This window comes from Vibrio sp. KUL80 (assembly GCF_059725495.1).
On sequence record NZ_AP045841.1, the window covers coordinates 1386640 to 1412060 of the forward strand.

General features: G+C 46.4%; 26 protein-coding genes and 1 pseudogene. 15 read left to right on the forward strand and 12 right to left on the reverse strand.

Translation table 11 applies throughout. The features are described 5' to 3' along the window. The first annotated feature begins 200 nt into the window (after positions 1-200). A complete protein-coding gene (locus AC6I8U_RS06340; protein WP_498018041.1) occupies positions 201-1595 on the forward strand; it encodes a nucleobase:cation symporter-2 family protein in 1395 nt (464 codons plus the stop codon). Positions 1596-1672: 77 nt separating this feature from the next. Here the strand turns inward: AC6I8U_RS06340 and AC6I8U_RS06345 are convergent, their stop codons facing one another. The 5 genes and pseudogenes from AC6I8U_RS06345 to ugpB all read right to left on the reverse strand — a co-directional run bounded on the left by AC6I8U_RS06345 (position 1673) and on the right by ugpB (position 6669). Next, positions 1673-2476, reverse strand: a complete 804-nt coding sequence (locus tag AC6I8U_RS06345) for an HAD family hydrolase (protein ID WP_498018042.1) — start codon at positions 2474-2476, stop codon at positions 1673-1675. Next, a complete protein-coding gene (locus AC6I8U_RS06350; RefSeq protein ID WP_498018043.1) occupies positions 2469-3572 on the reverse strand; it encodes a sn-glycerol-3-phosphate import ATP-binding protein UgpC in 1104 nt (367 codons plus the stop codon). The genes AC6I8U_RS06345 and AC6I8U_RS06350 overlap by 8 nt, the downstream gene beginning before the upstream one ends. Beyond that, a complete protein-coding gene (gene ugpE, locus AC6I8U_RS06355; protein WP_128648886.1) occupies positions 3573-4421 on the reverse strand; it encodes a sn-glycerol-3-phosphate ABC transporter permease UgpE in 849 nt (282 codons plus the stop codon). Continuing rightward, positions 4421-5302 (reverse strand): sn-glycerol-3-phosphate ABC transporter permease UgpA, encoded by an 882-nt coding sequence (gene ugpA / locus AC6I8U_RS06360; protein WP_042472334.1) that lies wholly within the window; start codon positions 5300-5302, stop codon positions 4421-4423. Before ugpA ends, ugpE begins: the two co-directional genes overlap by 1 nt. Positions 5303-5360: 58 nt before the next feature. Beyond that, positions 5361-6669: pseudogene (gene ugpB / locus AC6I8U_RS06365) on the reverse strand (sn-glycerol-3-phosphate ABC transporter substrate-binding protein UgpB). A 243-nt stretch (positions 6670-6912) separates the two neighbouring features. On the opposite strand from ugpB, the gene AC6I8U_RS06370 reads away from it, so the two are divergent. Together AC6I8U_RS06370 and AC6I8U_RS06375 are read left to right on the forward strand one after the other, a co-directional pair. Continuing rightward, on the forward strand, positions 6913-7644 hold the full coding sequence (locus tag AC6I8U_RS06370; protein WP_498018044.1) for a glycerophosphoryl diester phosphodiesterase: 732 nt from the start codon (positions 6913-6915) through the stop codon (positions 7642-7644). A gap of 38 nt (positions 7645-7682) precedes the next feature. Next, a complete protein-coding gene (locus AC6I8U_RS06375; RefSeq protein ID WP_498018045.1) occupies positions 7683-8444 on the forward strand; it encodes a DeoR/GlpR family DNA-binding transcription regulator in 762 nt (253 codons plus the stop codon). A gap of 46 nt (positions 8445-8490) precedes the next feature. Here the strand turns inward: AC6I8U_RS06375 and AC6I8U_RS06380 are convergent, their stop codons facing one another. Beyond that, on the reverse strand, positions 8491-9519 hold the full coding sequence (locus tag AC6I8U_RS06380; RefSeq protein ID WP_498018046.1) for an HD-GYP domain-containing protein: 1029 nt from the start codon (positions 9517-9519) through the stop codon (positions 8491-8493). A gap of 338 nt (positions 9520-9857) precedes the next feature. On the opposite strand from AC6I8U_RS06380, the gene AC6I8U_RS06385 reads away from it, so the two are divergent. The 4 genes from AC6I8U_RS06385 to nqrM all read left to right on the forward strand — a co-directional run bounded on the left by AC6I8U_RS06385 (position 9858) and on the right by nqrM (position 12801). Then, positions 9858-10955 carry a PfkB family carbohydrate kinase gene (locus AC6I8U_RS06385; RefSeq protein WP_498018047.1) on the forward strand — a complete coding sequence of 366 codons (1098 nt, stop codon included), beginning with the start codon at positions 9858-9860 and terminating at the stop codon, positions 10953-10955. Further along, on the forward strand, positions 10949-11866 hold the full coding sequence (locus tag AC6I8U_RS06390) for a pseudouridine-5'-phosphate glycosidase (RefSeq protein WP_498018048.1): 918 nt from the start codon (positions 10949-10951) through the stop codon (positions 11864-11866). Before AC6I8U_RS06385 ends, AC6I8U_RS06390 begins: the two co-directional genes overlap by 7 nt. Positions 11867-12173: 307 nt before the next feature. Next, positions 12174-12611, forward strand: a complete 438-nt coding sequence (locus AC6I8U_RS06395) for a NifB/NifX family molybdenum-iron cluster-binding protein (RefSeq protein ID WP_498018049.1) — start codon at positions 12174-12176, stop codon at positions 12609-12611. A 13-nt stretch (positions 12612-12624) separates the two neighbouring features. Then, positions 12625-12801 carry a (Na+)-NQR maturation NqrM gene (nqrM, locus tag AC6I8U_RS06400; RefSeq protein ID WP_498018050.1) on the forward strand — a complete coding sequence of 59 codons (177 nt, stop codon included), beginning with the start codon at positions 12625-12627 and terminating at the stop codon, positions 12799-12801. Between the two features lie 30 nt (positions 12802-12831). Here the strand turns inward: nqrM and AC6I8U_RS06405 are convergent, their stop codons facing one another. Both AC6I8U_RS06405 and AC6I8U_RS06410 read right to left on the reverse strand, forming a co-directional pair. Next, complete coding sequence (locus AC6I8U_RS06405) at positions 12832-13119, reverse strand: DUF134 domain-containing protein (protein ID WP_498018051.1); 288 nt, start codon at positions 13117-13119, stop codon at positions 12832-12834. A gap of 3 nt (positions 13120-13122) precedes the next feature. Beyond that, positions 13123-14145 (reverse strand): AbrB family transcriptional regulator, encoded by a 1023-nt coding sequence (locus AC6I8U_RS06410; protein WP_498018052.1) that lies wholly within the window; start codon positions 14143-14145, stop codon positions 13123-13125. 139 nt (positions 14146-14284) lie between these two features. Between AC6I8U_RS06410 and AC6I8U_RS06415 the strand changes: the two genes are divergently transcribed. Further along, on the forward strand, positions 14285-14947 hold the full coding sequence (locus AC6I8U_RS06415) for an HAD family hydrolase (protein ID WP_498018053.1): 663 nt from the start codon (positions 14285-14287) through the stop codon (positions 14945-14947). A gap of 34 nt (positions 14948-14981) precedes the next feature. Here AC6I8U_RS06415 and glpK read toward each other — a convergent pair whose 3' ends face one another. Beyond that, a complete protein-coding gene (gene glpK / locus AC6I8U_RS06420) occupies positions 14982-16469 on the reverse strand; it encodes a glycerol kinase GlpK (protein ID WP_498018054.1) in 1488 nt (495 codons plus the stop codon). A gap of 268 nt (positions 16470-16737) precedes the next feature. Here glpK and glpD point away from each other — a divergent pair, with 268 nt between their 5' ends. Next, the gene (gene glpD, locus AC6I8U_RS06425; RefSeq protein WP_498018055.1) at positions 16738-18270 is read left to right on the forward strand and encodes a glycerol-3-phosphate dehydrogenase; all 1533 of its coding nucleotides are present in this window, start codon (positions 16738-16740) and stop codon (positions 18268-18270) included. A gap of 50 nt (positions 18271-18320) precedes the next feature. Here the strand turns inward: glpD and AC6I8U_RS06430 are convergent, their stop codons facing one another. Beyond that, a complete protein-coding gene (locus AC6I8U_RS06430; RefSeq protein ID WP_042472362.1) occupies positions 18321-19187 on the reverse strand; it encodes a DMT family transporter in 867 nt (288 codons plus the stop codon). Between the two features lie 193 nt (positions 19188-19380). Here AC6I8U_RS06430 and AC6I8U_RS06435 point away from each other — a divergent pair, with 193 nt between their 5' ends. The 5 genes from AC6I8U_RS06435 to AC6I8U_RS06455 all read left to right on the forward strand — a co-directional run bounded on the left by AC6I8U_RS06435 (position 19381) and on the right by AC6I8U_RS06455 (position 23019). After that, positions 19381-19710 (forward strand): STAS domain-containing protein, encoded by a 330-nt coding sequence (locus AC6I8U_RS06435; protein WP_234495725.1) that lies wholly within the window; start codon positions 19381-19383, stop codon positions 19708-19710. Between the two features lie 120 nt (positions 19711-19830). Continuing rightward, positions 19831-21372 carry a transcriptional regulator TyrR gene (gene tyrR / locus AC6I8U_RS06440; protein WP_128648877.1) on the forward strand — a complete coding sequence of 514 codons (1542 nt, stop codon included), beginning with the start codon at positions 19831-19833 and terminating at the stop codon, positions 21370-21372. Next, on the forward strand, positions 21372-21950 hold the full coding sequence (gene rimJ, locus AC6I8U_RS06445; protein WP_498018056.1) for a ribosomal protein S5-alanine N-acetyltransferase: 579 nt from the start codon (positions 21372-21374) through the stop codon (positions 21948-21950). Before tyrR ends, rimJ begins: the two co-directional genes overlap by 1 nt. Beyond that, positions 21947-22537: an HD domain-containing protein gene (locus AC6I8U_RS06450; protein ID WP_498018057.1), complete on the forward strand. Its 591-nt coding sequence runs from the start codon at positions 21947-21949 to the stop codon at positions 22535-22537. The genes rimJ and AC6I8U_RS06450 overlap by 4 nt, the downstream gene beginning before the upstream one ends. Positions 22538-22545: 8 nt before the next feature. Beyond that, positions 22546-23019, forward strand: coding sequence for a DUF2947 domain-containing protein (locus AC6I8U_RS06455; protein ID WP_498018058.1), 474 nt, complete (start codon positions 22546-22548; stop codon positions 23017-23019). Between the two features lie 34 nt (positions 23020-23053). Here AC6I8U_RS06455 and AC6I8U_RS06460 read toward each other — a convergent pair whose 3' ends face one another. Beyond that, on the reverse strand, positions 23054-23674 hold the full coding sequence (locus AC6I8U_RS06460) for an HAD family hydrolase (protein ID WP_498018059.1): 621 nt from the start codon (positions 23672-23674) through the stop codon (positions 23054-23056). 236 nt (positions 23675-23910) lie between these two features. Here AC6I8U_RS06460 and AC6I8U_RS06465 point away from each other — a divergent pair, with 236 nt between their 5' ends. Further along, positions 23911-24459, forward strand: a complete 549-nt coding sequence (locus AC6I8U_RS06465; RefSeq protein ID WP_498018060.1) for a ricin-type beta-trefoil lectin domain protein — start codon at positions 23911-23913, stop codon at positions 24457-24459. 16 nt (positions 24460-24475) lie between these two features. On the opposite strand, the gene AC6I8U_RS06470 is transcribed toward AC6I8U_RS06465, so the two are convergent. Then, complete coding sequence (locus AC6I8U_RS06470; protein WP_498018061.1) at positions 24476-25378, reverse strand: LysR family transcriptional regulator; 903 nt, start codon at positions 25376-25378, stop codon at positions 24476-24478. Positions 25379-25421 lie beyond the last annotated feature (43 nt).

Genomic DNA, 25421 nt, shown 5'->3' on the forward strand with positions numbered 1-25421 from the left:
CTGTAAGTCAAAGAGGAAGTTGTTAATTTGTTTGTCCATATTTGCATCAATTGAGAAAAGAGTTGCTACTTTTCGGTGCGTAGAGTCGAACGCAATATGAATAAAGTATTGAATTTAAGGGGTTTAAATTAGTGGTATACATATTGCTTACTATCGATGGTTAGGTTTGTATACAATTAAAAATACAGAAAGGAAGTCACATGGAACACGACAAAGAAGATCTCATCTACGGACTCGATGACAAACCCTCGGCAAAATCTGCGAGCTACGCTGCTTTGCAGCATGTGCTTGCGAGCTTTGTTGGCATCATCACACCCACGCTTATCATTGGCGGTGTACTTGGGCTCGGAGAGCATATTCCTTACTTGATTAGCATGGCGCTCATGGTATCGGGGGTAGGGACTTTCATTCAGGCAAAACGCATTGGCCCAGTTGGGGCGGGGATGATTTGTGTACAAGGCACAAGTTTTGCGTTTCTTGGCTCGGTACTGGGCGCAGGCTTTCTAGTTAAAGCCAATGGTGGCGGTCCGGAGGAGATGCTGGCCACCATCTTCGGTGTTTGTTTTTTTGGTGCGTTTGTCGAGATCATTTTGTCGCGTTTCATCGATAAGCTTAAAGTCGTCATAACTCCTGTTGTCACAGGGATAGTTATCACAACCATAGGTATTTCGCTTATTAAAGTCGGAGTGACAGATATTGCAGGTGGAGTCGGTGCCGAAGATTTTGGTTCGGGAAGCAACCTGTTACTCGGTAGTATCGTTCTAGCAACCATCGTTGTGCTAAACCTTAGCCGTAATACTATGATTCGTCTGTCGTCGATTCTTGTTGGGTTGCTAGTGGGCTGGCTTGTTGCCTCGATGATGGGTAAAGCTTCTATGGCGGACTTTAGCGCGCAGCCTCTCTTAAGTATTCCAGTTCCGTTTAAGTATGGATTCGCATTCGACTGGCAGGCGTTTTTGCCTATTGCGTTTATTTATTTAATTACGGCTATTGAGTCTACAGGCGATCTCACAGCAAACTGCATGTTCTCGAAACAGCCTATTGAAGGGAAGGGGTACTTACAACGAGTCAAAGGTGGCGTTTTAGCTGATGGTATTAACTCACTGATCGCAGCGACCTTTAACACCTTTCCGAACACGACCTTCAGTCAAAATAATGGCGTGATTCATTTAACGGGAATCGCGAGTCGATACATAGGTTATTTCATTGCTGCGATTCTTTTTGTTCTTGGTATGTTTCCGATCCTCGGTGCAGTACTGATGACTATTCCTAAGCCTGTACTTGGGGGTGCAACACTAGTAATGTTTGGCACCGTCGCAGCAGCCGGCATCAAGATTATTGCCAATGAAGAGCTAGATAGACGCAAAATCATGACGATTGCTATCTCATTTGGTTTAGGTTTGGGAGTGATGCTAGTACCAGATTTACTAAAGGAGGCACCTAAGCTAGTACAGACCGTGTTTGGTTCTCCGGTCACCATGTCTGGTCTTGTTGCTCTGGGGCTTACCGCGTTATTGGCATTGGTTCCGCAGACATTACCGACTAAGGTCAGTAAAACGCCCAAGTCTGATGCTATGGAAGCGACCAAAGCGTAAAAACAAAGCGTAAGCGGTTCGTAAAAACAAAAAGAGACATTCTTTTCAGGATGTCTCTTTTTGTGTAGTAGAGTGCGTCAACGCATGCTAATGAGCAAGTCAGCTAATTCGGCAAATCCATGACCACCATTGCCTCGAGTCACATACTTAGGTTTAGCATTTAGCTTGCCTAACAGCGGAGTGATGTTATTGACCCCAAATGTGGTTGGCAACCACTCAAACATCGCTTCGTCATTAAGCGAGTCGCCGATATAAGCGATGTTTGCAAGCTTGAGGCTCTCGAAATCAGCGTTTTGCTTAAGATAGAGTTCACTTGCGATACGCTTGTTGTGCTCTCCAACCCAAACGTTGATATGGATAGAGCTCTGTGTTGCTTTTACTGGCTGTCCGTTCAATGTAAGTTGTCGGATTGCAGTCAGCAGTGTTTCAGCCACAATAGGATCGACAGGCTCACGATCCTGCCCTAGGTTGATGGCAACATCGCAAAAACGAAAACCTTGGTCGCTCGCAAAGTCGATGCCTGGGTAATCGACAAGCATTTCGTTCAAGAGGTCGATCAATGCTTGCTGCTGAGCTCTCATTTCACTCATAGGGATCTGCGAGTGAGTATAAAACCCAGACGGGTTTTTCTGCATCCAGAATGCACCGTTTTCCCCAATGACACCATGCACTGGCCAAAGCTTGGCAATTTGGTCACACCAACCGGCGCACGCACCGGTTACCGCAACGACTCTAATGCCAGCATTATTGAGTTTCGATAGAGCGCTCAATGTTTCTGACGGGAGCTTTCCCTCCCATGTCAGCGTGTCGTCGACATCCGTTAATAACCATTGAATCTCATTTGCCTGAGCGGGAGATATCGCTGCTAAAGGCTTAGGCATTAATAACCTCTTGTTGTTCTGCATTGGCGTCAAAGTGAATACGTTTTGATGTTTTACTATCAAAAAGATGGACATGTTCTAGGTCAATATCAATACCCAGTTGTTCGCCGATGGCAATCTTAGAGTGTCCTTCGACGCGAACAACCAGTTTTTGGTCTTCTGAACCAAGAGTTTTACAGTAAAGCAATAGGTCTGCTCCTAGAGCTTCAATCAGTTCGACCTCAACATGGAACCAAGGGTTATCTTCAGTTAGCTTCAAATGCTCTGGTCTTAGACCCAGTTTAATGTCACCAAGGCCCAACGAAGAGGTGTTGAGCTTAAGTAGCGAGTGATCAAGTTCAATACCTTCAATAGAAACATGGGCGTTAAGGATGTTCATAGATGGCGAGCCAATAAAGGTCGCAACGAACAAAGATGCCGGGTTATCGTAGATCTCGAGTGGCGTGCCCACCTGTTCTACGTTGCCCTTGTTAAGAACCACCAACTTGTCCGCCAGCGTCATGGCTTCGACTTGATCGTGTGTGACGTACACTGATGTGGTACCCAAACGGCGTTGTAGACGTTTGATCTCAAGGCGCATCTGGACACGCAGCTTCGCATCGAGGTTTGACAATGGTTCATCAAACAAGAACACCTTTGGCTCACGCACGATTGCACGGCCCATAGCTACGCGCTGCCTTTGCCCGCCAGATAACTGTTTAGGCTTGCGATCGAGTAGACCGTTGAGTTCTAGCATCTCTGCCGCTTCTGAGACCAAGCGCTTGATTTCGGCCTTCGGCGTTTTACGGTTCTTGAGTCCATACGCCATGTTGTCATAGACCGTCATATGAGGATAAAGCGCATAGTTTTGGAACACCATTGCAATATCGCGCTCGCCAGGCTCTAGGTTATTCACCACTTTATCGTCGATTTGCAAGGTTCCAGAGGTGATTTCCTCAAGGCCCGCAAGCATGCGCAACAGCGTCGACTTACCGCAGCCACTCGGACCAACAAGGACAACCATTTCGCCGTCTTCAATGTTTAAGTTAATGTTTGGGATCGCTTGGTAGCCATTTGGGTAACATTTAGCGATGTTTGAAAGAGTAAGTGTAGACATTTATTTCTCCGAATCTACCAAGCCTTTAACGAATGCTTTTTGCATACCGATGACAACAATGACCGGTGGCAACATAGCGATGATGGTGGTCGCCATAATCTTGTTCCATTCAATGACGCCATCAACCACACCAAGCATCTGTTTAATGCCCATGACGATGGTGTAGTACTGCACGTCAGTCGTGATAAGAAGTGGCCACAGGTATTGGTTCCAACCATAGATAAAGGTAATAACGAATAGGGCGGCGATATTGGTGCGCGATAGCGGCAACAAAATATCGAAAAAGAACTTAATCGGGCCCGCACCATCAATTCTTGCGGCTTCGACTAGTTCATTGGGTACCGTCATAAAGAATTGACGGAACAAGAATGTGGCGGTCGCACTGGCAATCAATGGAATCGTAAGTCCATAGAACGAGTTCAGCATGTTGAGGTTAGTGATGACCTCAAACGTCGGCATGATTCTGACCTCAACAGGTAGCATTAGGGTGAAGAAGATCATCCAGAATGCAATCATGCGACCTCTAAATCGAAAGAACACCACGGCATACGCTGACATGATCGAGATGATGAGTTTGCCGAACGTAATACATAACGCCATGATCAGAGAGTTAGTCAACATGTGCGTAATTGGTAAGGCACTGTTGTTAAATGAACTCTGATTGCTGAGAAGTTCGCCAAACACGCTAAAGCCAAGGTCGCCAAACCACAGGGGTGTGCCGGTCGCAAACGCAGTGTTGTCGTGAGTGGTCGCGACTAGTGCGATCCATACTGGAAGCGCAATAGAGATGATGCCAAGCGCCAAAATAACGTGGCAAAAAATCGTAAATAGGGGTCTTCTTTCAACCATTAGTACGCCACCTTTTTCTCAACATACTTAAACTGAATCACCGTGAGCAGGGCGACGAGAATCATTAGGATGACCGACTGAGCGGCGGATGAGCCGAGATCCAGACCGATAAATCCATCGTTATATACTTTGTAAACTAAAGTCGACGTGCTGTTACTTGGTCCGCCTTGTGTCATTGCATGGATAATGGCGAACGTATCAAAGAAGGCGTAGACAAAGTTCACGACTAGCAAGAAGAAACTGGTAGGTGAAATAAGTGGGAAGCTGATAGTCAAGAATCGCTTCACAGGGCCACTGCCATCAATCGCTGCCGCCTCATGGAGTGACTTCGGAACAGATTGAAGGGCGGCAAGAAAGAACAGGAAGTTGTAACTGATCTGCTTCCACGTCGAGGTAATGACGACCATCCACATAGCATGCGACCCATTGAGCGTAGGGTTCCATTGAACGCCAAACCACTTAAGCACATCGGTGATAACACCAATTGTTGGGTCGAAGAGGAATAACCATAGTGAACCCGCGACGACTGGGGCAACGGCGTATGGCCAAATTAAGAAGGTGCGATACATGGTCGCGCCGCGTACGATGTGCTCAGCAAACGCAGACAAAATCAGTGCGCTGACTAGCGCTAATACCGCGACACTGACGCTGAACTGTAGGGTAGTGAAAAGAGAATCTAGGTAGTAACTGTCATTGAGCAGTTTGCTAAAGTTCTCCAGTCCAACAAACTCTCGGCTGATGCCGAAAGCGTCTTCCAATTGAGACGATTGGAAGACGGCCTGACCTGCGGGCCAGATAAAAAACACGATAGTGATGACCAACTGCGGCGCGATAAGCGCGTAGGGTAACCACTTGTTTTTGAATACAACTTGTGAAGACATAAAAAATACCGAAATGCCGCCACATCAAAAACCGTGGCGGCGTAGAATGGACAACGGGTTACTTCTGTGTGCGCTCAAAGCGACGAAGCTGCTCGTCACCACGGCGAACTGCGTTGTTTAGCGCTGATTTTGCAGAAGCTTTGCCTGCCCAAACGGCTTCTAGCTCTTCATTGATAATGTCGCGAGTTTGCAGGAAGTTACCAAAACGAATGCCCTTTGAGTTCGCTGTTGGCTCTGTCGACGTCATCTGAACAACAGCCGTGTCTGTCCCTGGATTTGCTTGGTAGAAGCCTTGTTGCTTAGTCAGCTCGTAAGCTTGCTTAGTGATTGGCAGGTAACCTGTAAACTGGTGCCAGTCAGCTTGGACTTCTGAGCTTGAAAGGTAGCTAAAGAACTTAGCCACACCTTTGTACTCTTCTGATGAATGACCACGAAGAACCCAAAAGAGATGCGCCGCCGATGATGGTGTTTTGTGGCTTAGCAATCAGTTCATCGTCGTACGGAAGTTGAGCAACGCCAACGTTGATGCCCTTCATGTTCTCTTGAATGCCAGCCAAGCCTGCAGAGGAGCCCATTGTCATTGCACACTCCTGGGTATAGAAAAGTGGCATGCCATCCGACTGGCGACCACCGTACTTATAGATGCCTTCTTTCGACCACTCGCCCAGCTTCTCAATGTGCTTCACATACGGAGCGGCGTTAAACTTAAACTCGGTATCAAATCCACCAAAACCATTGTTCTGAGTCGCAACAGGGATGTTGTTACGAGCACCAAAGTTTTCGATCTGCGTCCAAGATTGCCATGTAGTTGTGAAGCCGCATTTCGCGCCTGACGCAAGTAACTTACGAGATACCTCTTCCATCTCTTTCCATGTCTCAGGAGCGGACTCGATGCCGGCTTTAGCAAACATGTCTTTGTTGTAATACATCACTGGCGTTGAGCTATTAAACGGCATTGAAAGCATTTGACCGTCATTCGTTGTGTAGTAACCCGTCACAGCCGCAAGGTAGTTGTCAGGGTTAAACGGTTCTTTTGTGTCTTCCATCAACTCATAAACAGGGTAGATGGCTTGCTTTGCACCCATCATGGTTGCCGTACCGACCTCAAACACCTGAACAATTGCAGGCTGCTCTTTAGCACGAAAAGCAGCGATTGCACTGGTCATGGTTTCCGCGTAGCTACCCTTATAAACAGGTTTGATCTCGTATTCTGATTGGCTAGCATTGAAGTCAGCGGCAATTTCGTTGACTTTTTGACCCAAAGCGCCACCCATAGCGTGCCACCATTCAACCTCTGTTTTGGCTTGAGCGCCTGTGCTGATAAGCGCGGCTGTCACAGCAATGCTTGTTAGGTGCTTAATAGACATATCCTTTCCCTTCATTCAATGAGTAGTAGTGTTGGTTCACATGAGCAGATGTTCATTTGTGTGGTGTTATCCGCTCTAAATGTTCAAATGAAAATTAAACTAGGAAAATGACGATTCAGTGACAGTTAAATGAACTTAATTGAAAGGTTTTGTTTTCATCATTTGTTGTTTTTACTGCAATATTTGTGTCATATTGGGTTGAGATGCTTCAGGTGAACATAAATGAACATTTAGAGGTATCAAATGAAAACGACAGCACACCGTGGCTTATCTAGTCTTGCACCCGAAAATACGATGGTAGCTTTTGAGCTTGCCGCTAAATACGGCGCAGAGTGGATTGAAATTGATGTTCAGCTTAGCCAAGAAAATGTGCCTGTGGTTATTCATGACCAAACGGTAAACCGTTGCACAAATGGCAGTGGTAAAGTGTCACAACTGACCCTTAATGAGCTTAAAGCACTTGATGCTGGCTTATGGTTTGGTGAAGTCTATCGCGACGAGCCTATTCCAACACTGGCAGAGACCTTGCTTTTTGCTCAGCGAAATAGAGTGAAGCTAAACATTGAGCTTAAGGTTTATGAAGGTGACAGCGTTGAGTTGCTTTGCCAGCAAGTAAAAACTGTGATGGAAGAGGTCGATACAGCACCGGAACAAGTGTTGTTTTCTAGCTTTTCTACGGATGCCTTGTTGCAAATGAAACACCAGATGCCAAATATTCGTCGCGGACAGCTTTGGCAGAAAGTACCAGAAGATGCACTATCTATATTGGATAACTTGTCAGCGTACAGCGTTCACTGCGACTATCGTTTTCTAGATGAGGCCACGGCTCGAGTGGTCAAATCTTCCGGCTACCAGCTCTATTGCTATACGCCGAATTTTCCTGAGCTGGTGACGAATTTATGGGGCTGGGGAGTTGATATGATGATTACTGACGTGCCGCAAAACTATTTGGAACCCGCAGAAGCACTTGTGTAGTATTTGCTGAGATAAAACAAAAGGTAACAACCACCACTATGACTAATCTAAGCCTGCGACAACAGAGCATTATAGATCTAATCCAGCTTCAAGAGTACTGCACCATTGATGCGCTGTCGGGACATTTTAATGTCACGACGCAGACGATTCGTAGAGACATCAATGAACTATGCGCACTTGGGCTTGCTAGGCGACATCATGGTGGTGTGAGTTTGCCGACAACATTGAGTAATCGAAGTTTTGCTTCACGAAGCGCAACGAACTTAGACGAAAAGCAGCTTATCGCTAAACAAGTGGTGGCTGAAATCCCAGACGGTTGTACCTTATTTTTGGGTATTGGCACCACGATTGCGACTATTGCGGAAAAGCTCGCCAATCATCAGCAGCTTCGTGTTGTGACCAACAATTTTCAAGCTGCTCATATTCTCTCTCAGCACGACCATATCGAGACCTGGATTCCAGGTGGCAGGCTACGCACCAATGACGGCGATGTGGTAGGTGACAACATTAGCCAGTTCTTTGGTCAGTTTTCTGCTGATATTGGTATTGTTTGTTGCGCCGCAGTTTGCCTTGCATCTGCAGTGCCAAGCCCACAAGAACTCTCACCTCTAGGCTTGAATCAAGAAGAGTATGCCATGGAACACGAGCTGCGTGAGGCAACGGTGAGTCAAGCGATAGTTGCAGGTTCACAACAAAAGTGGCTAGTCGTAAACAGTACCAAATGGCAGAGAACGGCAAGTGCACGTGTCGCACCTATCAGCTATTTCGATCGCGTGTTCGGCAGTGCAGAGGGCGTTTAACCTTTTTACACACCCTCGCTAAGCAAAAGGTACTCAGTAACAGTCACTACGCAACATCACCCTCGGATATAGGCTCCGGAGGAAACTCGTCGTAGATGGCTTGAAAGCGATCAAGATTATCCATCAACGTCGTGACCAGTAATGGGTCGAACGCGAGACCTGCCTCTTGCTCAATATAACGTTGAGTGTCATCCATACTCCACGCACGCTTGTAAGTGCGTTTACTTAACAGTGCATCAAACACATCCGCTATGGTGATGATACGCGCCTCGAGAGGGATGTCTATTCCGCCTATTCTTGATGGATATCCGTGCCCATCGAAGCGCTCGTGATGGTAGTAGATGATGTTTTTTAAGAAGGAAACCTCGGCACTTGATGTGGTCATCACATCAATATTGTCGAGAACATCGTCGATAATATCTACGCCATAATCAACGTGCTTATTCATTATTGCCCGCTCTTCAGGTGTATATCGATGTGGGCTAAACAGAATATGATCGGGAATACGATACTTACCAATGTCATGAAATGGCGAATAGAGCTCTATCCATTGGATGAAGCGATGATCGACGGGAATCTTCACCGCAAGTAACTCTGCCAATAATTTGCTGTATCTACTCATCCTTTGCAGGTGGTCTGCTGTTTCAGGGTCACGCTTGTGACTGATCCGGAGAGCGAGCTTCAAGGCTTGCAAAAACATCTGGTGTTTATAGCGATCGTGACACAGTAAGCTCACGATGACTTCTCGCACAAACAGTAAATCCGCGTGTAACGTCCCGTCATTGAAGTAGTCGGGCTTAGTGGCGTTAAAAAACAGCACAGCACCGTGTTTATGATCGACTTTTAAGCCCATGGTGAAGCTACTGCGATGGCCTAGCATGCGAAGTCGGCTGTTCCTCAGATTATCACTGAGCTCGGTCAGGTCGGAGACGACACGGATCTCTTGATTCTCAATGATCTTGATAAGGGGTTGGCAGTTCGAGGATGACATTGAGATGACGTCATACCGATCGCTATCATCCTGATGGTCGATAACGTGGAAGTTTTCAAGGTGGTCGCCTGATGTGACAGACACACATAACCTGGAAAGAAAAGGGTGTTTCTTTCTTAGACTGTTGAACAGTTCATCGATGCCATTTCGGCAACTAAGCGCTCTATTGGTGCTAGCTATGCAGTTTATATAGTCCATATGTTTCTTATCATTAGTTTTTATATGGGTATTGTCATATTAGCGAGCTTAACTTTGAGTCAGCAAGTGACTTATTTCACACATAGAAGTGCAAGTGAATGAATATAAATGGCGATATAATGAACTGTGATCACCCTATCAAGTCTAGAAATTGAACAAGTTAATCGTTTGCTTTCTGTTCATTATCGCCTAGTATCCAAACATATGTTTGGATATGCGGACAAATGTTTATGACGGAACGTGAGCAGCAGATACTAGATTTGATAAAGCAAGATCCTATGATTCCCCAAAATACGCTGGCAGAGATGTTGGATCTGAGTCGCAGCGCGGTTGCGGGGCATATCATGAATCTTACCAAGAAGGGATTTATCCAAGGCAAGGGCTATGTAATCGCGCCTGAGCGTTATGTCGCTGTTATCGGTGGCGCTAACATGGATTTGTGCGGTCGCTCTACCTCTGATCTCGTCATAGGGGACTCAAACCCGGGCGTGTTAACTTCAGGAGCTGGTGGCGTAGCACGCAACATTGCGGACAATCTCGCGCGTTTGGGTAGCAAGGTGCAGTTTGTTGGCGCGATTGGCGACGACTTGTGGGGCGAACAGCTTTTAGATGCTTGTCGAAATGCCTCAGTAGGCATCGATCATTGTTTGATAGTACCAGGCCGAGCCACAAGCACTTACTTGTCTATTCACGACCCGAAAGGTGAGTTACAGCTGGCACTTAATGACATGGCGCTTATCGACGAGCTCAATGTCGACCAGTTAGCGAAGCGTGCAGCCGTATTCAACCGTGCCTCCGCGATAGTGTTAGACGCTAACCTGAGTGACAGTGCACTCGATTATCTGTTCCATGCTCATGGTGACAAGCCCATATTTGTTGACCCAGTATCGTCCGTAAAAGCGGGCAAGATAAAACCTTATCTCGAATATATTCATACTCTTAAGCCTAATCTCGCAGAGGCAGAGCTTTTATGTGGCTATAAGCTGCAGGGTTTAGACCAGCTTCCTGAACTCGCTGGTCAACTGCATAAAATGGGGATTAAGCAATTACTGATCAGTCTTGGAAAACAAGGCGCTTATGCCAGTAATGAGGGGCAGGGGCAGTTTATTCCCGCGTCACAAACGCAAGTTAACAACGTCACAGGCGCTGGCGATGCCTTAATGGCAGGCCTGGCTCATGGATACATCCAGAACTGGGAATGGCAAACCAGTGTCGACTTTGCACTCGCTGCTGCGAGGCTAGCCTTACAGTCCAACGCAACAATCAATTCAATTATGTCTGAAAACGCAGTATCGCGCCTAATAGAGGAATCCACATGTTAGAGAAGTACCTAGATATCCAACCAGAAGTTGCACAAGCATTGGCTGAGAATAAACCTGTCGTTGCACTGGAATCGACGATTATCTCTCACGGCATGCCTTACCCGCGTAATGTTGAAACAGCACTGACGGTAGAAGCAACGATACGTGAATCTGGTGCGATCCCTGCGACAATTGCCATTATCAAAGGCCGCCTAAAAGTCGGTTTAGATAAAGAACAAATTGAATACCTTGGTAAAGCAGGCACAGCGGTAACAAAAGTGAGTCGTCGAGATATACCGTTCATGGTAGCGGGACAAAAAGATGGCGCTACAACCGTGGCAGCTACCATGATTCTGGCTGAAATGGCAGGGATTCGAGTATTTGCAACCGGTGGTATTGGTGGCGTCCATCGCGGTGCCCAAGAGACATTTGATATCTCAGCTGACCTGCAAGAGTTAGCGAACACAAACGTTGCGGTTGTTTGTGCTGGCGCCAAATCCATTCTCGATCTTGCGTTAACTCGTGAATACCTCGAAACACAGGGTGTGCCCGTCATTGGTTATCAAACAGATAGTCTACCTGCGTTTTATACACGTGAAAGCGAGCATGGTATCGACTATCGCTTAGATTCCGCTGAAGAAATCGCTACTGCGCTCAAGGCAAAATGGGAGATGAATCTTGCTGGTGGCGCCGTGGTGGCAAACCCGATTCCAGAGCAGTACGCAATGCCTGTCGAGGCGATTAATAGTGCGATAGAGCAGGCTCTGGCTGAAGCAGATGAGCAAGGTATCGCTGGTAAAGAATCCACGCCTTTCTTGCTAGCGCGAGTCTGTGAATTGACGGGCGGGAACAGTCTAGACTCCAATATTCAGCTTGTGTTGAACAATGCAAGACTTGGAGCAGCGATTGCGACGGAATACTGCAACGCATAACCCTCGCGCAACTGTTATTTTAAGCCCCGCTCTAGTTAGGCTCATTTACTAAGCGGGGCTTATTAAAAGTTGGGTTCTGAAGTTCAATTTAGGCGCCGATTACTAGAAAGGCGATGCGACGATAGGAGCTAGCCTAGTGTTCTCCCCCTTGCTAAGGGGGAGCTAGAGGGGGTAAAGCGGACTAACAGTTAGCGCCTGAAGCTCGATACAGCTCATTTTGCAGATCATAATGTTGCAAATATAGTTATTGGCATATGCTATATACGGGCGTACTCTGTTGAGACATGTTCAACAGGAGGAACCTATAATGCTTATCGCCATTCCGGTTAGAAACGAGCGCGTCAGTGGCCACTTCTCAAAGGCTGAATCCATCGCTTTGCTCGATACAGACCAGCACTCTACAACTATGATCGATCTCACGGAGCACGTGCAGGGTTGCCAGCGTAAGAAACAGTGGAAGCAGCTGATAGAATCCAAGCAAGTCGATATGGTTTTGGTGCGAAATATTGGTAAGAAAATGCTTCAATCTCTGTTCGATCTTGGCGTTGAGGTACGGGCAGCGAAGTCAACGCAAACCGTATCAGAGCTAAATATTGAACAATTAGAAACAGTTAACGAGATCAGTTATGGTCGGGATAACCCTTCTAAGCAGATGTCGTGTTGCTCTTCTTCACTGCCGCCTCGAAATAAACTCTCACCCAGTACGGTCCGTAATATAAGAATGAGGCTCACGAAAATAGAGTGAAGGGGATAAGAGTATGGATATATTACTTGCTATTGTTGTGTTTGCGTCCGCGATTGCACTGATGTCCATCGGTGTTATGTTTAAGCGTAAAGCGATACGAGGCAGTTGCGGAGGGCTTTCTAAGGTCGGTATCGAAAGTGATTGTGACTGTAAGAAACAAGCGAAAAGCAGCGAGAAGTCGCTCTATTAGATTCAGGAGCCCGACCGCCGCTAAGCTCAGCTAATCCAACTCAGAGGTCGACATCATCAGTGCTTGACCCTCTATCAGGCACTGTGCCACCTTTTTACGGGCAGACTTAACGATGTTAGCAAAGGTCTGTCTAGACACATCCATTTCTCTGGCTGCATCAATCTGATTCATCCCTTGCAGATCTGCCAAGCGCAACGCTTCAAGTTCGTCGGGTAATAACTCTACCTTTTTAAGTTGTTTTGTTGGCACACCATTGGGTTTGAAACACTCATAGGGTGCATGGCTGCATATTTTTCGAAGCTTTTTCGGTCTTGCCATGATTTACATCTTACTCAATCTTTGGAGTGGGCTCTTTAGTGCGACGGGCATCATATACAACATCATCAATCGCATCACGTGGTTAATGGCAACAAATGCAGGCTCCAAGCCGAGCAATAGGGCAACTGCAGTCATTGCCTCAACACTACCTGGTACCCAGGCTAGAAGTAATACCTCCCAATTGGCACCTGTTAAGTAGCTAAACCCAAACGCGTAGAGAAGGGTCACGGTGACACCTAACACTGTGACGATCAATCCTGCTTTCGAATAGCTGAGAGCCTCTCGTAGCGTTGTTGGCGCTAACCGACTTCCGATCAACACTCCCAAAATAGCTGTGGCAAACATGATGAGTACTTCGGGTACCGCCAGAGCTAGCGAGGCAAATTGAACATTATAGATAGCGGCAACAATCTGGCTGGTTAATAGGTAAGGGGCGGGCACACCGACTTTACCTACCAGTTTGCCTAACGCATAGCTGATAACAGCCAGTATCAACAAATGCATTGTTTGAGAAACCGATAAGGTTTGGCTTAACTGTGAGCCACTGTCTTCGCCCGTTGACGCTATCACACCTGCGAGGACGACCAGTAGCAATAAGCGAATAGAGTGCGAGAATATGATTTTAGGCGAGGGTTTTTCCTGCTCCTCACTGATAACGAGAATGGCAGCCATTGCGCCAGGAATAGCGCCTAATAAAGACTCGAAAGGCGTCCAACGCTCGCGTTTATACAGCCATAAGAAGTTGACGGTGGTCTGCGATAACATGCACAAGACGAGCCCAGTGAACAAAGGAAGCGAAAAAGAGCCAACGAGATCAGAAAAGTGCACTGTAATGCCGATGCTGACTCCCAAGATGATCTGAATGACGGTGATAACGGCATCGGGTAGTCTGACGTTTTGGCGGGTAGAGCGAAGGTAAACGATGGTTGCAAACGCCGCAGTGAACAACTCAGCCAACGGAATTGGGAGAAGGCTTCCAAGCAAAGCGCCAGCTAATCCAAACAGGATTGTTTTCAATGCGACCATCTTATTCCTTTGATTCAATGGATATTTTGAAGGCTCGATTATACACCAAACAGACTAAGTATTGGTTTTTGCCGTAGCAAAGCGTCTCAACTTACGGCACAATGCGCTCTGATTTGAACGCGGTAATGATGAGAGAACGATGAACTTTAAAGCTGCAATTTTTGATATGGATGGGCTGCTTCTAGATACAGAGAATGTCTGCAAAGGCATTTTTGAAAAGGCATGCGAGACGCTAGGTGTCCCTTTCTTAGAAGAGAGTTATCTGTCTATCATTGGTTGCAATTCAAAGACCATTCACGCCAAATTGGGTGCCGCTTATGAGGGTATTATCGATTATCAAACGATTAATGAAGAGTGGCGTAAACACTACAATGACGTGGTGTTTCATCAAGCTATTCCCAAAAAGCATGGTGTCGTAGAGCTGCTTGATTGGCTCAAATCTCTCAATATTCCTCTCGCGGTTGCAACGTCTACTCACCGTGAAGTCGCGGAAAGCAAACTCAGACTCGCAGGGCTTGATCGCTATTTCGATAACATCACGACAGGGTGTGAGGTTACTCGCGGTAAGCCAGACCCGGAGATCTATCACCTTGCGGCTCAGCGCTTAGGCGTTCCTTCAGAACATTGCTTGGCGTTTGAAGATTCTAACAACGGTGTGAAAGCGGCTATGGCAGCTTCGATGAACACTTATCAGATCCCAGACCTTGTGGCACCTTGCGACGACGTTAAAGCGCTAAATCCCAACACGCGTCAATCCTTGATGGAGGTCTATGTCGAGCTATCTAATCAAAACGATAAATAGTCGACATAGAGTTTAAAGAGACTAGCTGCGAAAGCTAGTCTTTAGTTCGCTCTACCGCATCGAGCCAACCTGCATAAAGCTGGTCACGTTTCTCTCGTTCAATTTGAGGTGAGAATGTTCGTTCCACCTGTTTTTTCTCTGCAAGCTCTTCTTGGCTTTGCCAATAGCCAACCGCTAAGCCAGCTAACATCGCGGCACCAAGTGCCGTGGATTCACGAACAGTAGGTCTCAACACTTTACTGCCCATCACATCTGCTTGGAACTGCATCAAAAAGTCATTCGCTACTGCGCCACCATCGACGCGTATCTGGTTAAGTTTGATGCCTGAGTCCTCTTCCATCGCCATCAGTACGTCTTTACTTTGATAGGCAATGGCTTCAAGTGCGGCTCGGATGATGTGGTTTCGGTTTGTGCCTCGCGTTAAGCCCACGAGCGTACCGCGCGCATGCGGATCCCAATAAGGCGCACCAAGCCCCACAAAGGCAGGCACCATGTACACGCCGTTGGCACTATCAACTTGCTCTGCAAAGTAGGCGGTATCTTTGGCATCGCGAATAAGACCAAGTTCATCCCTGAGCCATTGAATCGTGGCGCCGCCCATGAAAACGCTACCTTCTAGAGCGTACGTCACCTCGTCACCGACTTTAAAACCCACCGTCGTTAATAGACCATGTTGAGAAGTGACAGGACTGTGACCCGTGTTCATCAGTAAAAAACAACCAGTGCCGTAGGTGTTTTTTACCATGCCTTTCTTAACGCACTGCTGTCCAAAAAGCGCAGCTTGCTGGTCTCCGGCGATTCCGCTAATAGGAATTGCCTTCGCACCGCCGCCGATTTGAGTATGCCCATAAGTTTCACTGGATGACTTGACGCTAGGTAGCATGGTACGAGGGATATTAAATAGCTCAAGCAGAGCATCATCCCACTCGAGCGTGTGGATGTTAAATAGCATGGTTCGTGATGCATTACTGACATCGGTTACGTGCGTTTTGCCATGAGTTAGCTTCCAAATCAGCCAAGTATCGACAGTACCGAATAGCAGCTCTCTGTTTTCTGCTTTTTCTCGCGCGCCTTCTACGTTATCAAGGATCCAGGCCACCTTAGAGGCAGAGAAGTAGGCATCAATGACGAGACCAGTCTTGTCTCGAATCATGGTTTCGTGACCATCGGCTTTTAATTGGTCGCAATAGCTTGCTGTCCTGCGGCATTGCCAGACAATCGCATTATAAATTGGCAGCCCAGTTTCTTTGTCCCAAACCACAGTGGTTTCACGTTGGTTAGTAATGCCTATTGCAGAGACTTCTTCACTAGAAATATCCGCTTGCGCCAACGCTTCGGTGAGTGATGAGCGCTGCGTTGCCCATATCTCCATTGGGTCATGCTCAACCCAGCCGGGCTGAGGGTATATTTGGGTAAATTCACGTTGAGCAGTAGTAACGATGTTCGCATCGTGATCAAAGACGATCGCTCGTGAACTTGTGGTTCCTTGGTCTAGAGCGATGATGACGTTTTTGTTGTTCATAGATTGTCCGTCTGTCGATAGTAATGGTATGAATGGGCGTTAGTGTTCGTTTTCGACCATGTTGGTATTTAGTCTACTAAGCACATCAGTGTTTCATCTTAGTGTCGTTGATAATAATGTTCAAAGACGATAATGAAATCTGTGAGCAAAACAGTAACTACAAAAAAATTTAACAAAATAGTATCAAAATGCTCGCAATGTTCGTATTCGCGCATTATATTGTTCGTATGCTCATTTGAAGATTGCGAGTTAATGGAGGTCAGTGGCAATGAGTCAAGCGAACAAAGCTTACGATGTAGTAGTAATAGGTGGTGGTATCAATGGGGTTGCTGTTGCTGCAGACGCGGCAGGTCGTGGATTAAATGTGGCACTGTTTGAAATGAACGATCTTGCTTCTGCCACTTCATCAGCGAGCAGTAAATTGATACATGGCGGACTTCGTTATCTAGAACACTATGAGTTTCGTTTGGTCTCTGAAGCATTAGCAGAGCGTGAAGTGCTATTGAAAAATGCACCGCATTTAGTGTCTCCACTACGCTTTCAATTGCCTCATCGCCCCCATTTACGACCTGCTTGGATGATTCGTGCTGGGTTGTTCCTTTACGATCACCTTGGAAAGCGCGTGTCCTTAATGGGTAGCAGCAGTGTTAAGTTTGGCAGTGATGACAGCCCGTTACTGCCTGAGATGCAGATTGGTTTCGAATACTCAGATTGTGCAGTGGATGATGCGAGATTGGTTGTGACTAACGCGCTATTGGCAAAGGAGAAAGGAGCAGACATTTTTGCTCGAACTAAGTGTATTGGCGCGCAGCGAGCAGAAGATGGTTGGTTGGTAGAGGTTGAAAGCGGCTTAACGGGCGAGCGTTCTACCTTCAAAGCGAAAGCGCTGGTCAATGCTGCTGGTCCTTGGGTGGATCGTTTCTTTGACGAGCAATTAGAGCTGCGCTCCCCAAGACATATTCGCTTGGTTAAGGGCAGTCATATTGTTGTCCCTAGAATGTACGAGGGCGATCATGCTTACATCCTGCAGAACGAAGATAAGCGTATCGTGTTTGTGATCCCGTATATGGATAGCTATTCAGTCGTTGGGACGACCGATGTGGACTATCAAGGTGACCCAAGTAAAGTCGCGATTGATGACAATGAAGTCGACTACCTGTGTGCAATCGTCAACCAGCACTTCAAAAGCAAAATCTCAAAAGAGGACATTGTTTCCGATTGGTCAGGTGTAAGGCCACTGTGTGAAGATGAGTCTGATGATCCGCAAGCGGTGACACGTGATTACACTATCGAGCTAGATGATGAACTCGATGATGCTCCTCTTCTGTCTATTTTTGGTGGTAAGCTGACTACCTATCGAAAGCTAGGACAAGCTGCAGTGAACAAACTAGTGCCTTTCTTTCCGCACATGGGACCAGATTGGACTAAAGAAGCCACACTGCCTGGCGGTAATTTCTCAAACAGAGAGGCGCTCGCAGAGCAAATGGCGAAACGTTATCCGTGGCTTGATTCTGCAATCATTCGTCGTTGGGTTCGCTCGTATGGAACGCGAATCGAGACTGTGTTAGCGGGAATCTCCACTCCAGAATCAATGGGGGAGCACTTTGGACATGGGTTGTATCAAACCGAAGTCGACTATCTTATGGAGAGCGAATGGGCTGTGTCCACCGACGACATTTTGTGGCGAAGAAGCAAACTGGGATTAGAATTTAACGAGCTTCAAACTGAAAAGCTTAATGCTTACATGCAAAGCAAACTATTGGCCGCCAATTCGACAACACTAAAATGTGTGGGCAACTAAGTAGAAACAACATTGAGAAAAAGAGCGCACAGTAATGCGCTCTTTTTCGTCTATTTTCTGCGGATAATGACCATGGAGCTTAAGCGATAGAATATCAGCGATGCGAGCAAGCAAAGACAGCCAAGGATTTTGTTTAGTGGCATAGACTCATCGTAAATAAGCACACTGAGTATCAGAGTCCACACTGGCTCTAACAGCATCAATAGTGCAGCGTTGGTTGGATTAGCGAGCTTTTGACCCGTCGTTTGCATCAGATAGCGTAAGCTGGTGGCGAGAATCACGCTTAAAGTGAACCATTTCCACGTCACAACCGAGATTTCGCTAGGCCAGGTTTCGGTAAACCATGAGAGAAGTAAACCCAAACAGCCAGTAGAGAACAGCTGGAGGGTAGTCAACAACATCGGCGATAGGCTCGCTGAGTATTTGCTATTGAAGTTGAAGTGCACGGCAAGACCTACGGCCGACACTAAGAACCAAAGCTGACTGGCATTGAACGACCAGCTTCCTTTCCAAGAAAGCAAGAACAGACCCACGACAGCAAGAGGCAAAGACAACCAGAATGCCCGAATGGGTTTGGACTTGAACAGCACCCATGCAACTAAAGGTACGAACAACATCGACAGGCTCATAATAAATGCGCCTTCGCCTAATGTGTCGCTGATAGAAATTGCATGGATCCAGCAAAATATCGCGCCCCCCAAGAAGCCACCTACGCTAAGTGCGCGCAGGCAATCTGAGAGAGACGCCGCCTTTAGTGCTTTGTAGCAAAAAGGGAGCAATATGAGTGATGCGGCGAGAAATCGTAGTCCGATAAAGCCAAACGGGGGTAGACCTTGTATGGCTTCTTTCGAAAATACCCATCCAGCACCGGCAAGCAAAGTGGTGAAAACCAGAATAAGTTCAGCGCGATAGTTCAATGTCGGGGATGTCTTGTTGTTTTTTGTCTATTCTGCTTCAAATAGATTTGGTAAGCCATATTAAAAGTAATGAATTAAGCAAATTATACTGTTCACGTAATGATTTAGTGAGGGATGATGTACGTTGATTGAAATGCGTCTATATTCATATGGAGAATAGATAACAATACACACATCTTGGCTAGAGGTGTTTATGGCTTTCGCAACGTACAGTAATGACTCGCTTACCGTGATTGAAGTTGAGTCCTCTTCGTTTGATTCAAAAATGGTGACCCAGTTTAGGCAGTTTATTGATGCACTGCCTGAAACGGGTGACAAACCGATTCTTCTCGATCTCTCTCACGTTAGTTTTATGGACAGTAGCGCTTTGGGGGTTCTAATGGCTTTCAAAAAACACCATATGACGTCGGAGATTTCCGTGGTTACAGAGAGTGCCCCTGTATTACAGCTACTTAAGGTCACAAAAGTTGACCAGATCGTCCGAGTATACAGTGATATAGAGCAGGCTATTCTGGCAAGCTAAGTCTAGTTGTATAAAAACGACGCAATTCATATCGGCAACTTTCTGTTTTTGTTGACGACTCACGTTGAGTCATACACACTTAGTGTCAACATTTCGTGACACTTTCGACAGGAATATAAAGTGCGTTTAGAAGTCCTCTGCGAAGACAGGCTCGGTTTGACTCGAGAGCTGTTAGATATCTTGGCATCCAACAGTATCGACTTACGTGGTATTGAAATTGATACTACGGGCATTATTTACCTCAACTGTCCAGACATAGACTTTGAGACGTTTCGTGACTTAATGGCAGAGATTCGAAGAATCTCTGGCGTAAAAGACGTCCGCAAAATCCAGTTCATGCCTAGCGAAAGGCACAACACAGAGCTTGTCTCTCTACTAACTAACTTACCTTATCCAGTACTTTCTATCGATCTGAAAGGCGCGATCGACATGGCGAACCATGCCGCGTTGAAGCTGTTGGCAAAAAGCGAAGAAGAGGCCATTGGTCAATTAATCTCGCAGCTATTGCCAAGTTTCAATTTCGCCAAGTGGATTGAAGGCGATATCACCAGACAGAAACAAGCGATTGTCGTCGATGGGCTGGATTACACAATGGAAATCTTGCCTGTTTACATCACTGGTGAATCGAACGAGACCGTTCTCGCCAGTGCTGTAATGAGTATTCACCCTACGACTCACTCTGTCAGCACTGAATCTCTGGCAGATAGCAATACACTGGGCTTTGAGCACTTTGTGGGCTTGTCCAACCGTCACAAGGCGTTAATGAGCCAAGCTAAAAAGCTCGCGATGCTTGACCAGCCCTTGCTTATCGAAGGTGAGACGGGTACTGGCAAAGAGATGCTAGCGAAAGCCTGCCATAATCGCTCTAATCGCGCTTCTCAGCCATTTCTGGTATTGAGCTGTGCTTCGATGCCAGATGATGTCGCGGAGACGGAACTATTTGGCCATGCTCCTGGTTCGTTTAATCACGAACATGGACACAAAGGCATTTTTGAGCAAGCGAATGGCGGCACGGTACTGCTTGATGAAATTGGTGAGATGAGTCCACACCTGCAAATCAAGCTGCTTCGTTTCCTTCAAGATGGCACATTCCGTCGTGTAGGCGAAGAACACGAAGTGCATGTTGATGTGAGAATCATTGCGTCAACGCGCCACAACCTTGCCGACCTAGCGGAGCAGGGGGCATTCCGTGAGGATCTTTATTATCGCCTCAATGTATTGACGCTGACTATTCCACCGCTTAGAGAGCGTGCTAGCGACATTACGCCGTTGCTAGAATTATTTGTAGCGAAGCACAGCAATAAACTGGGCATTAGCAAACCAGAAGCTGACGAGGAGCTTTTGGATGCGCTAAGCAATTATCCTTGGCCGGGTAACATGCGTCAGCTCGATAACATGGTACTCAGAGCACTGACACAAACGACAGGTGCAAGGTTGAAGCTGGAAGATTTTAACTTACCTAAATTAGAGTCCGTCAGTTCAGGCAGTGTCAATCTCAACATCGACGGCTCACTGGATGACATCATGAAAGACTACGAGTCTAAGGTGCTGGAGAAGCTATACCAATCTTTCCCATCGAGTCGTAAGCTAGCGAAGCGTTTGAACGTCTCGCACACCTCTATCGCAAACAAACTGCGTGATTACAACATCAGGAAGAATTAATGGAAGACAGAAGCTCGGCGGTGCAATTGCATCGTCGTGATGGCAATGTGTTGGTGAGAACCTCTTCTCCGTCCGATGCTTATACTGTGTCTCAGTACTTTCAAGATAATCGTCGCTTTCTACAGCCTTGGGAGCCCAAGCGAGATGAAGGTTTTTTCCAGGTAGATACATGGGCAAGCAAACTGCTTAAGTTAGAAGAGCTACATCGTCTTGGCTTGGCGTATTACTGTTTGATTTTTGATGCCGATACCAAAGAGATGAAAGGTACGGTGTCATTCAGTAATTTGGTTCGTTTTCCGTTCCATTCTTGTAATTTGGGGTATTCACTTGCTGAAGATGCACAGGGACAAGGATACATGCGACGTGCGCTGTCAATGGCTATCCCTTACATGTTCGAATACCAAAATATGCATCGAATAGCGGCTAGTTATATGCCTCACAATAAGCGAAGTGAAGCCGTATTAGAGAAGATGGGCTTTGAACGAGAAGGGTTTGCCAAAGATTACCTACTGATTAATGGGAAGTGGGAAGATCACATCCTGACTTCTCTTCATAGCCCGAACTGGAAGCAAGCATGAACCAGAGATTAGAGCAGCAATTATCGCTCTTGATTGAGCTAGACCGACTGAAAAGCGTGTTGAGAAGGACACGCGTTCGCAGCGCCGAAGGGCGTCTTGAGAACAGTGCAGAGCACAGTTGGCATATCGCTATGATGGCGCTTCTTATGCAAGAACATGCCAACGAACCCGTAGAGATCACCAAAGTCGTCAAGATGTTGCTGCTTCACGATATTGTTGAAATCGATGCTGGCGATACCTTTGTGTATGATGCGCAAGCTTCAAAGGAACAAGAAGAGAAAGAACTGGCAGCCGCGCATCGTCTGTTTGGGATGCTTCCTCAAGATCAAGGGCAAGAGCTGTTTGACGTTTGGCAGGAGTTCGAGTTAGCGCAATCTCCCGAAGCAAAGTTTGCCAAAGCTTTAGATAGACTTATTCCGATGCTACTGAATTATCATAATGATGGTCAAAGCTGGGTAGAAAACGAGGTTTCAAAATCTCAGGTCATGCAGGTGAACCAAAAGATAGAAAAAGGTTCACAAGTGCTCTGGGATAAAGCAAAATCGCTCATTGAAGAAGCCGTTGAAAATGGCTGGTTAAAGAATTAGGAAACTGAATGTCGTACACAACTTTGGATGAATACCAAAGAAAATGGATTTTTACCCATCAATCAATGTCGGTGCCTGAAGCGGATTGGCCTCAGATTAAACCAATGACGCAAGCCCGTGCAGCACAGTTTTGGAAAGAAAACATCAGTGCGCAAAGTCCGGATGCAGAGCGCCTAAGTAGCCAAGACTGGCCAATGAAAGACAACAATTGGTGGGACGAAGTGGATTGGATGCAGGCGTGGGAAGCCGATGAAAATGATCTACCAGAAGCGGTAGCGCAATTCATTGACTGGCAAGATGACGTGACAGTGTACTTCTGCTACGAAAAGTACAACGTGATTGAGACCAAATGGTCGATCTTCAAACGCTATTGGAAGAACTTCCTATTTTACGATGACGGCCCTATTTTGTTAGGCCGCCGCCGCTCAGAAGCGCTTTGGTTCTCGACCAATGGTACGGTAAAACTCGGTAAACGTAAGTAATCAAAAACGCCAGCATCTGCTGGCGTTTTTCTGTCTAGAAGGTCAGTCCCAGCTCTCTAAGTGCTCCCGAGGCTTGCTCCGCATCGGCAAACTGAATGGCGTGCATGCCGTTGTTTTTCGCCCCTTCCACGTTATAAGGCATATCATCAAGAAACACGGTTTCTTTGGCAATTAAATCGTTGTGAGTCAGAAGTGATTGATAAATGTCGATACTCGGTTTCAAAAAACCAAGTTCAGATGAAATCGTGGCATGCTCAAACAGCGGCCAAAAATCGTATCTCTGTTTTAAGTGCGCAACGATCTCATTCACGTTATCAGTGAGTGCGAAGATCCGATATCCAGCTTGCTTTAATTTATGAATGAGCTCTAACGTGCCAAACAGCAATATTTGGGTTTCTTTCACGTAGTAAAACAGTTTGTCGCACTCCGCAGCACTCAAGCCTAATGTCTTCTGATATTGCGCTTTAGCTTGTTGTTCGGTGAGCAAGCCTTTGTTGATATCAAGCCAGATTTCAGACTGGAAAATGCGTTTAGCCAACTCTTTCGATTCATCACCTTGAGTACCGAAAGTCAGGTTGACGATTTCAATAGGCGACCAGCGAACAATGACGTTGCCGACGTCGAAGACAACATTCTTTATACTTTCAGATTTCACGGTGTTTTCCTTTTGTCATAATTAAAACAGACTGTACCAAGACAGTATTGCTTTGATATGAAGTGATTGTGTTTAGCAGTTTAACCAAGTGAAGTCCGAGCATAAAGCGTTGTAGCATATATAAGAATGACTATTATATGAGTGCTCCAACTAGGTTGTATTTGTGTCATATAAAGGGAGAGTGCTAATCATTGACTATACTAGCGGTCGTTACTATCGATAAAGTGAGTCAGATTATGAGTAAGCGTGTTTTAGCATCAAGTGCCATCCTTGGGCTTATTGTCTCATCTTTTCTTTCCCATGCGGCAGATGAAAGAGTTGCAGAAGTGATGTTGACATCGAAGTTGGATGAGTCTCGTGGATACTGCATCGATATCGCAGGGGGACAGGGAGCTAACGCCCCAATCGAGAAGGGGCTTCAAGCGCATACTTGCTATAACTACACAGGTGGTATTCTAGAAGATCAAGGGTTTGACGTGGCGCTGTTGGCAGAAAACCAGTTCCGAATTTCCTATTTTGACGTTTGTATGACGGCCTCAAGTCTAGAACAGGGAGCTACGCTAGGGTTAAATCCTTGTGATGGTTCTAAAGAGCAGAGTTTTTCTCTCACAGCTCAAGGTAATATCGTTTCTCAATCTGAGCCAAGTCTGTGTGTTACGGTAAATAGCACTGAGAAAAAAGAAGGTCGCGGAGGGTCACCCGCGCACGTCATGAGACCAATTTCTCTAGAGTTGTGCGAAGCCGATAGTAACGACTATCAAACGTGGGTGACCAACACGCTCTAAACTAGCTCGCGCACTATTATAGGTGCTGTGTTTTTTCCGTCAGAAAATCTATCAGCACCCGGACGCGCTTCGCCTTCTGTGTATTGCGGTGAAAATACACATAGAGCCCTGAATAAGGGAACCAATACTCAGGCAACACAGGTATAAGCTCCCCTCGAGCAAGGTCTTCTTGAATCATGGGCTCAATCAATCGTCCAATCCCTAATCCTTTTCGCGCTGCATTGACCATGAGCGTGGTGTCATTAACCACCATGGCAGTTGGCATCTCTACGACCAGGTTTTCTCCGCCGTTATTGAGGATAAGAGGGGCGATTTGATTCGATGAGATGAAACGATACTGGATCATCTTGTGCGCTTTTAGATCGTCTGGCTTGTTCGGCAGGCCAAATTTCTGCACGTAGTCTTTTGAGGCAAAAAAGGCTTCTTTGGTTGGGGAGGTGAGTTTTTTAGCCACCATGCCTTCCTCAACCCTATCTCCAAACCTTACCCCTAAATCAAAGCCTTCATTGAGGATATCAATAGCTGCGTCGGAGATAGAGATCTCTAACTCAATATGCGGGTAGCGATGACAAAACTCGGCATAGATGGGTTCGAGTACATATTGGTAAACGAACCTAGGTACGGTTATGCGTACCTTTCCTGTGGGCACGCGGCTTAGGTCACTTATGCTCTCAACGGCTAGATTTAAGTCGGATATGGAGTGATAGGTTCTATCGTGAAGTAATTTGCCTGCTTCCGTCACCTCGATACGTCGAGTTGTACGTGTAAACAAAGGCAGACCGATGTGCTGCTCAAGTGCCTTCAGCGCATTACTGACAGATGGTGCGGCCATCTCAAGCTTTTGTGCCGCCTTAGTGATACTGCCTTCCTGCACTATGGTGTTGAAAACCACGAGTTGATTAAACGTCGTTCCATTCATAACAAATCTCTTTAACTATTAGTTATAGACTAATAATGATTTA

Bases quoted from the DNA above. Each gene is read 5' to 3' on its own strand.
- rimJ (WP_498018056.1), top strand. From the start codon at position 21,372: ATGGAAGACAGAAGCTCGGCGGTGCAATTGCATCGTCGTGATGGCAAT.
- AC6I8U_RS06465 (WP_498018060.1), top strand. From the start codon at position 23,911: ATGAGTAAGCGTGTTTTAGCATCAAGTGCCATCCTTGGGCTTATTGTC.
- AC6I8U_RS06410 (WP_498018052.1), bottom strand. From the start codon at position 14,145: ATGGTCGCATTGAAAACAATCCTGTTTGGATTAGCTGGCGCTTTGCTT.
- AC6I8U_RS06450 (WP_498018057.1), top strand. From the start codon at position 21,947: ATGAACCAGAGATTAGAGCAGCAATTATCGCTCTTGATTGAGCTAGAC.
- AC6I8U_RS06435 (WP_234495725.1), top strand. From the start codon at position 19,381: ATGGCTTTCGCAACGTACAGTAATGACTCGCTTACCGTGATTGAAGTT.
- ugpE (WP_128648886.1), bottom strand. From the start codon at position 4,421: ATGGTTGAAAGAAGACCCCTATTTACGATTTTTTGCCACGTTATTTTG.
- AC6I8U_RS06375 (WP_498018045.1), top strand. From the start codon at position 7,683: ATGACTAATCTAAGCCTGCGACAACAGAGCATTATAGATCTAATCCAG.
- AC6I8U_RS06395 (WP_498018049.1), top strand. From the start codon at position 12,174: ATGCTTATCGCCATTCCGGTTAGAAACGAGCGCGTCAGTGGCCACTTC.
- AC6I8U_RS06340 (WP_498018041.1), top strand. From the start codon at position 201: ATGGAACACGACAAAGAAGATCTCATCTACGGACTCGATGACAAACCC.
- AC6I8U_RS06350 (WP_498018043.1), bottom strand. From the start codon at position 3,572: ATGTCTACACTTACTCTTTCAAACATCGCTAAATGTTACCCAAATGGC.
- AC6I8U_RS06390 (WP_498018048.1), top strand. From the start codon at position 10,949: ATGTTAGAGAAGTACCTAGATATCCAACCAGAAGTTGCACAAGCATTG.
- AC6I8U_RS06370 (WP_498018044.1), top strand. From the start codon at position 6,913: ATGAAAACGACAGCACACCGTGGCTTATCTAGTCTTGCACCCGAAAAT.
- glpK (WP_498018054.1), bottom strand. From the start codon at position 16,469: ATGAACAACAAAAACGTCATCATCGCTCTAGACCAAGGAACCACAAGT.
- AC6I8U_RS06455 (WP_498018058.1), top strand. From the start codon at position 22,546: ATGTCGTACACAACTTTGGATGAATACCAAAGAAAATGGATTTTTACC.
- glpD (WP_498018055.1), top strand. From the start codon at position 16,738: ATGAGTCAAGCGAACAAAGCTTACGATGTAGTAGTAATAGGTGGTGGT.
- AC6I8U_RS06385 (WP_498018047.1), top strand. From the start codon at position 9,858: ATGTTTATGACGGAACGTGAGCAGCAGATACTAGATTTGATAAAGCAA.
- ugpA (WP_042472334.1), bottom strand. From the start codon at position 5,302: ATGTCTTCACAAGTTGTATTCAAAAACAAGTGGTTACCCTACGCGCTT.
- AC6I8U_RS06405 (WP_498018051.1), bottom strand. From the start codon at position 13,119: ATGGCAAGACCGAAAAAGCTTCGAAAAATATGCAGCCATGCACCCTAT.
- AC6I8U_RS06470 (WP_498018061.1), bottom strand. From the start codon at position 25,378: ATGAATGGAACGACGTTTAATCAACTCGTGGTTTTCAACACCATAGTG.
- AC6I8U_RS06415 (WP_498018053.1), top strand. From the start codon at position 14,285: ATGAACTTTAAAGCTGCAATTTTTGATATGGATGGGCTGCTTCTAGAT.
- nqrM (WP_498018050.1), top strand. From the start codon at position 12,625: ATGGATATATTACTTGCTATTGTTGTGTTTGCGTCCGCGATTGCACTG.
- AC6I8U_RS06345 (WP_498018042.1), bottom strand. From the start codon at position 2,476: ATGCCTAAGCCTTTAGCAGCGATATCTCCCGCTCAGGCAAATGAGATT.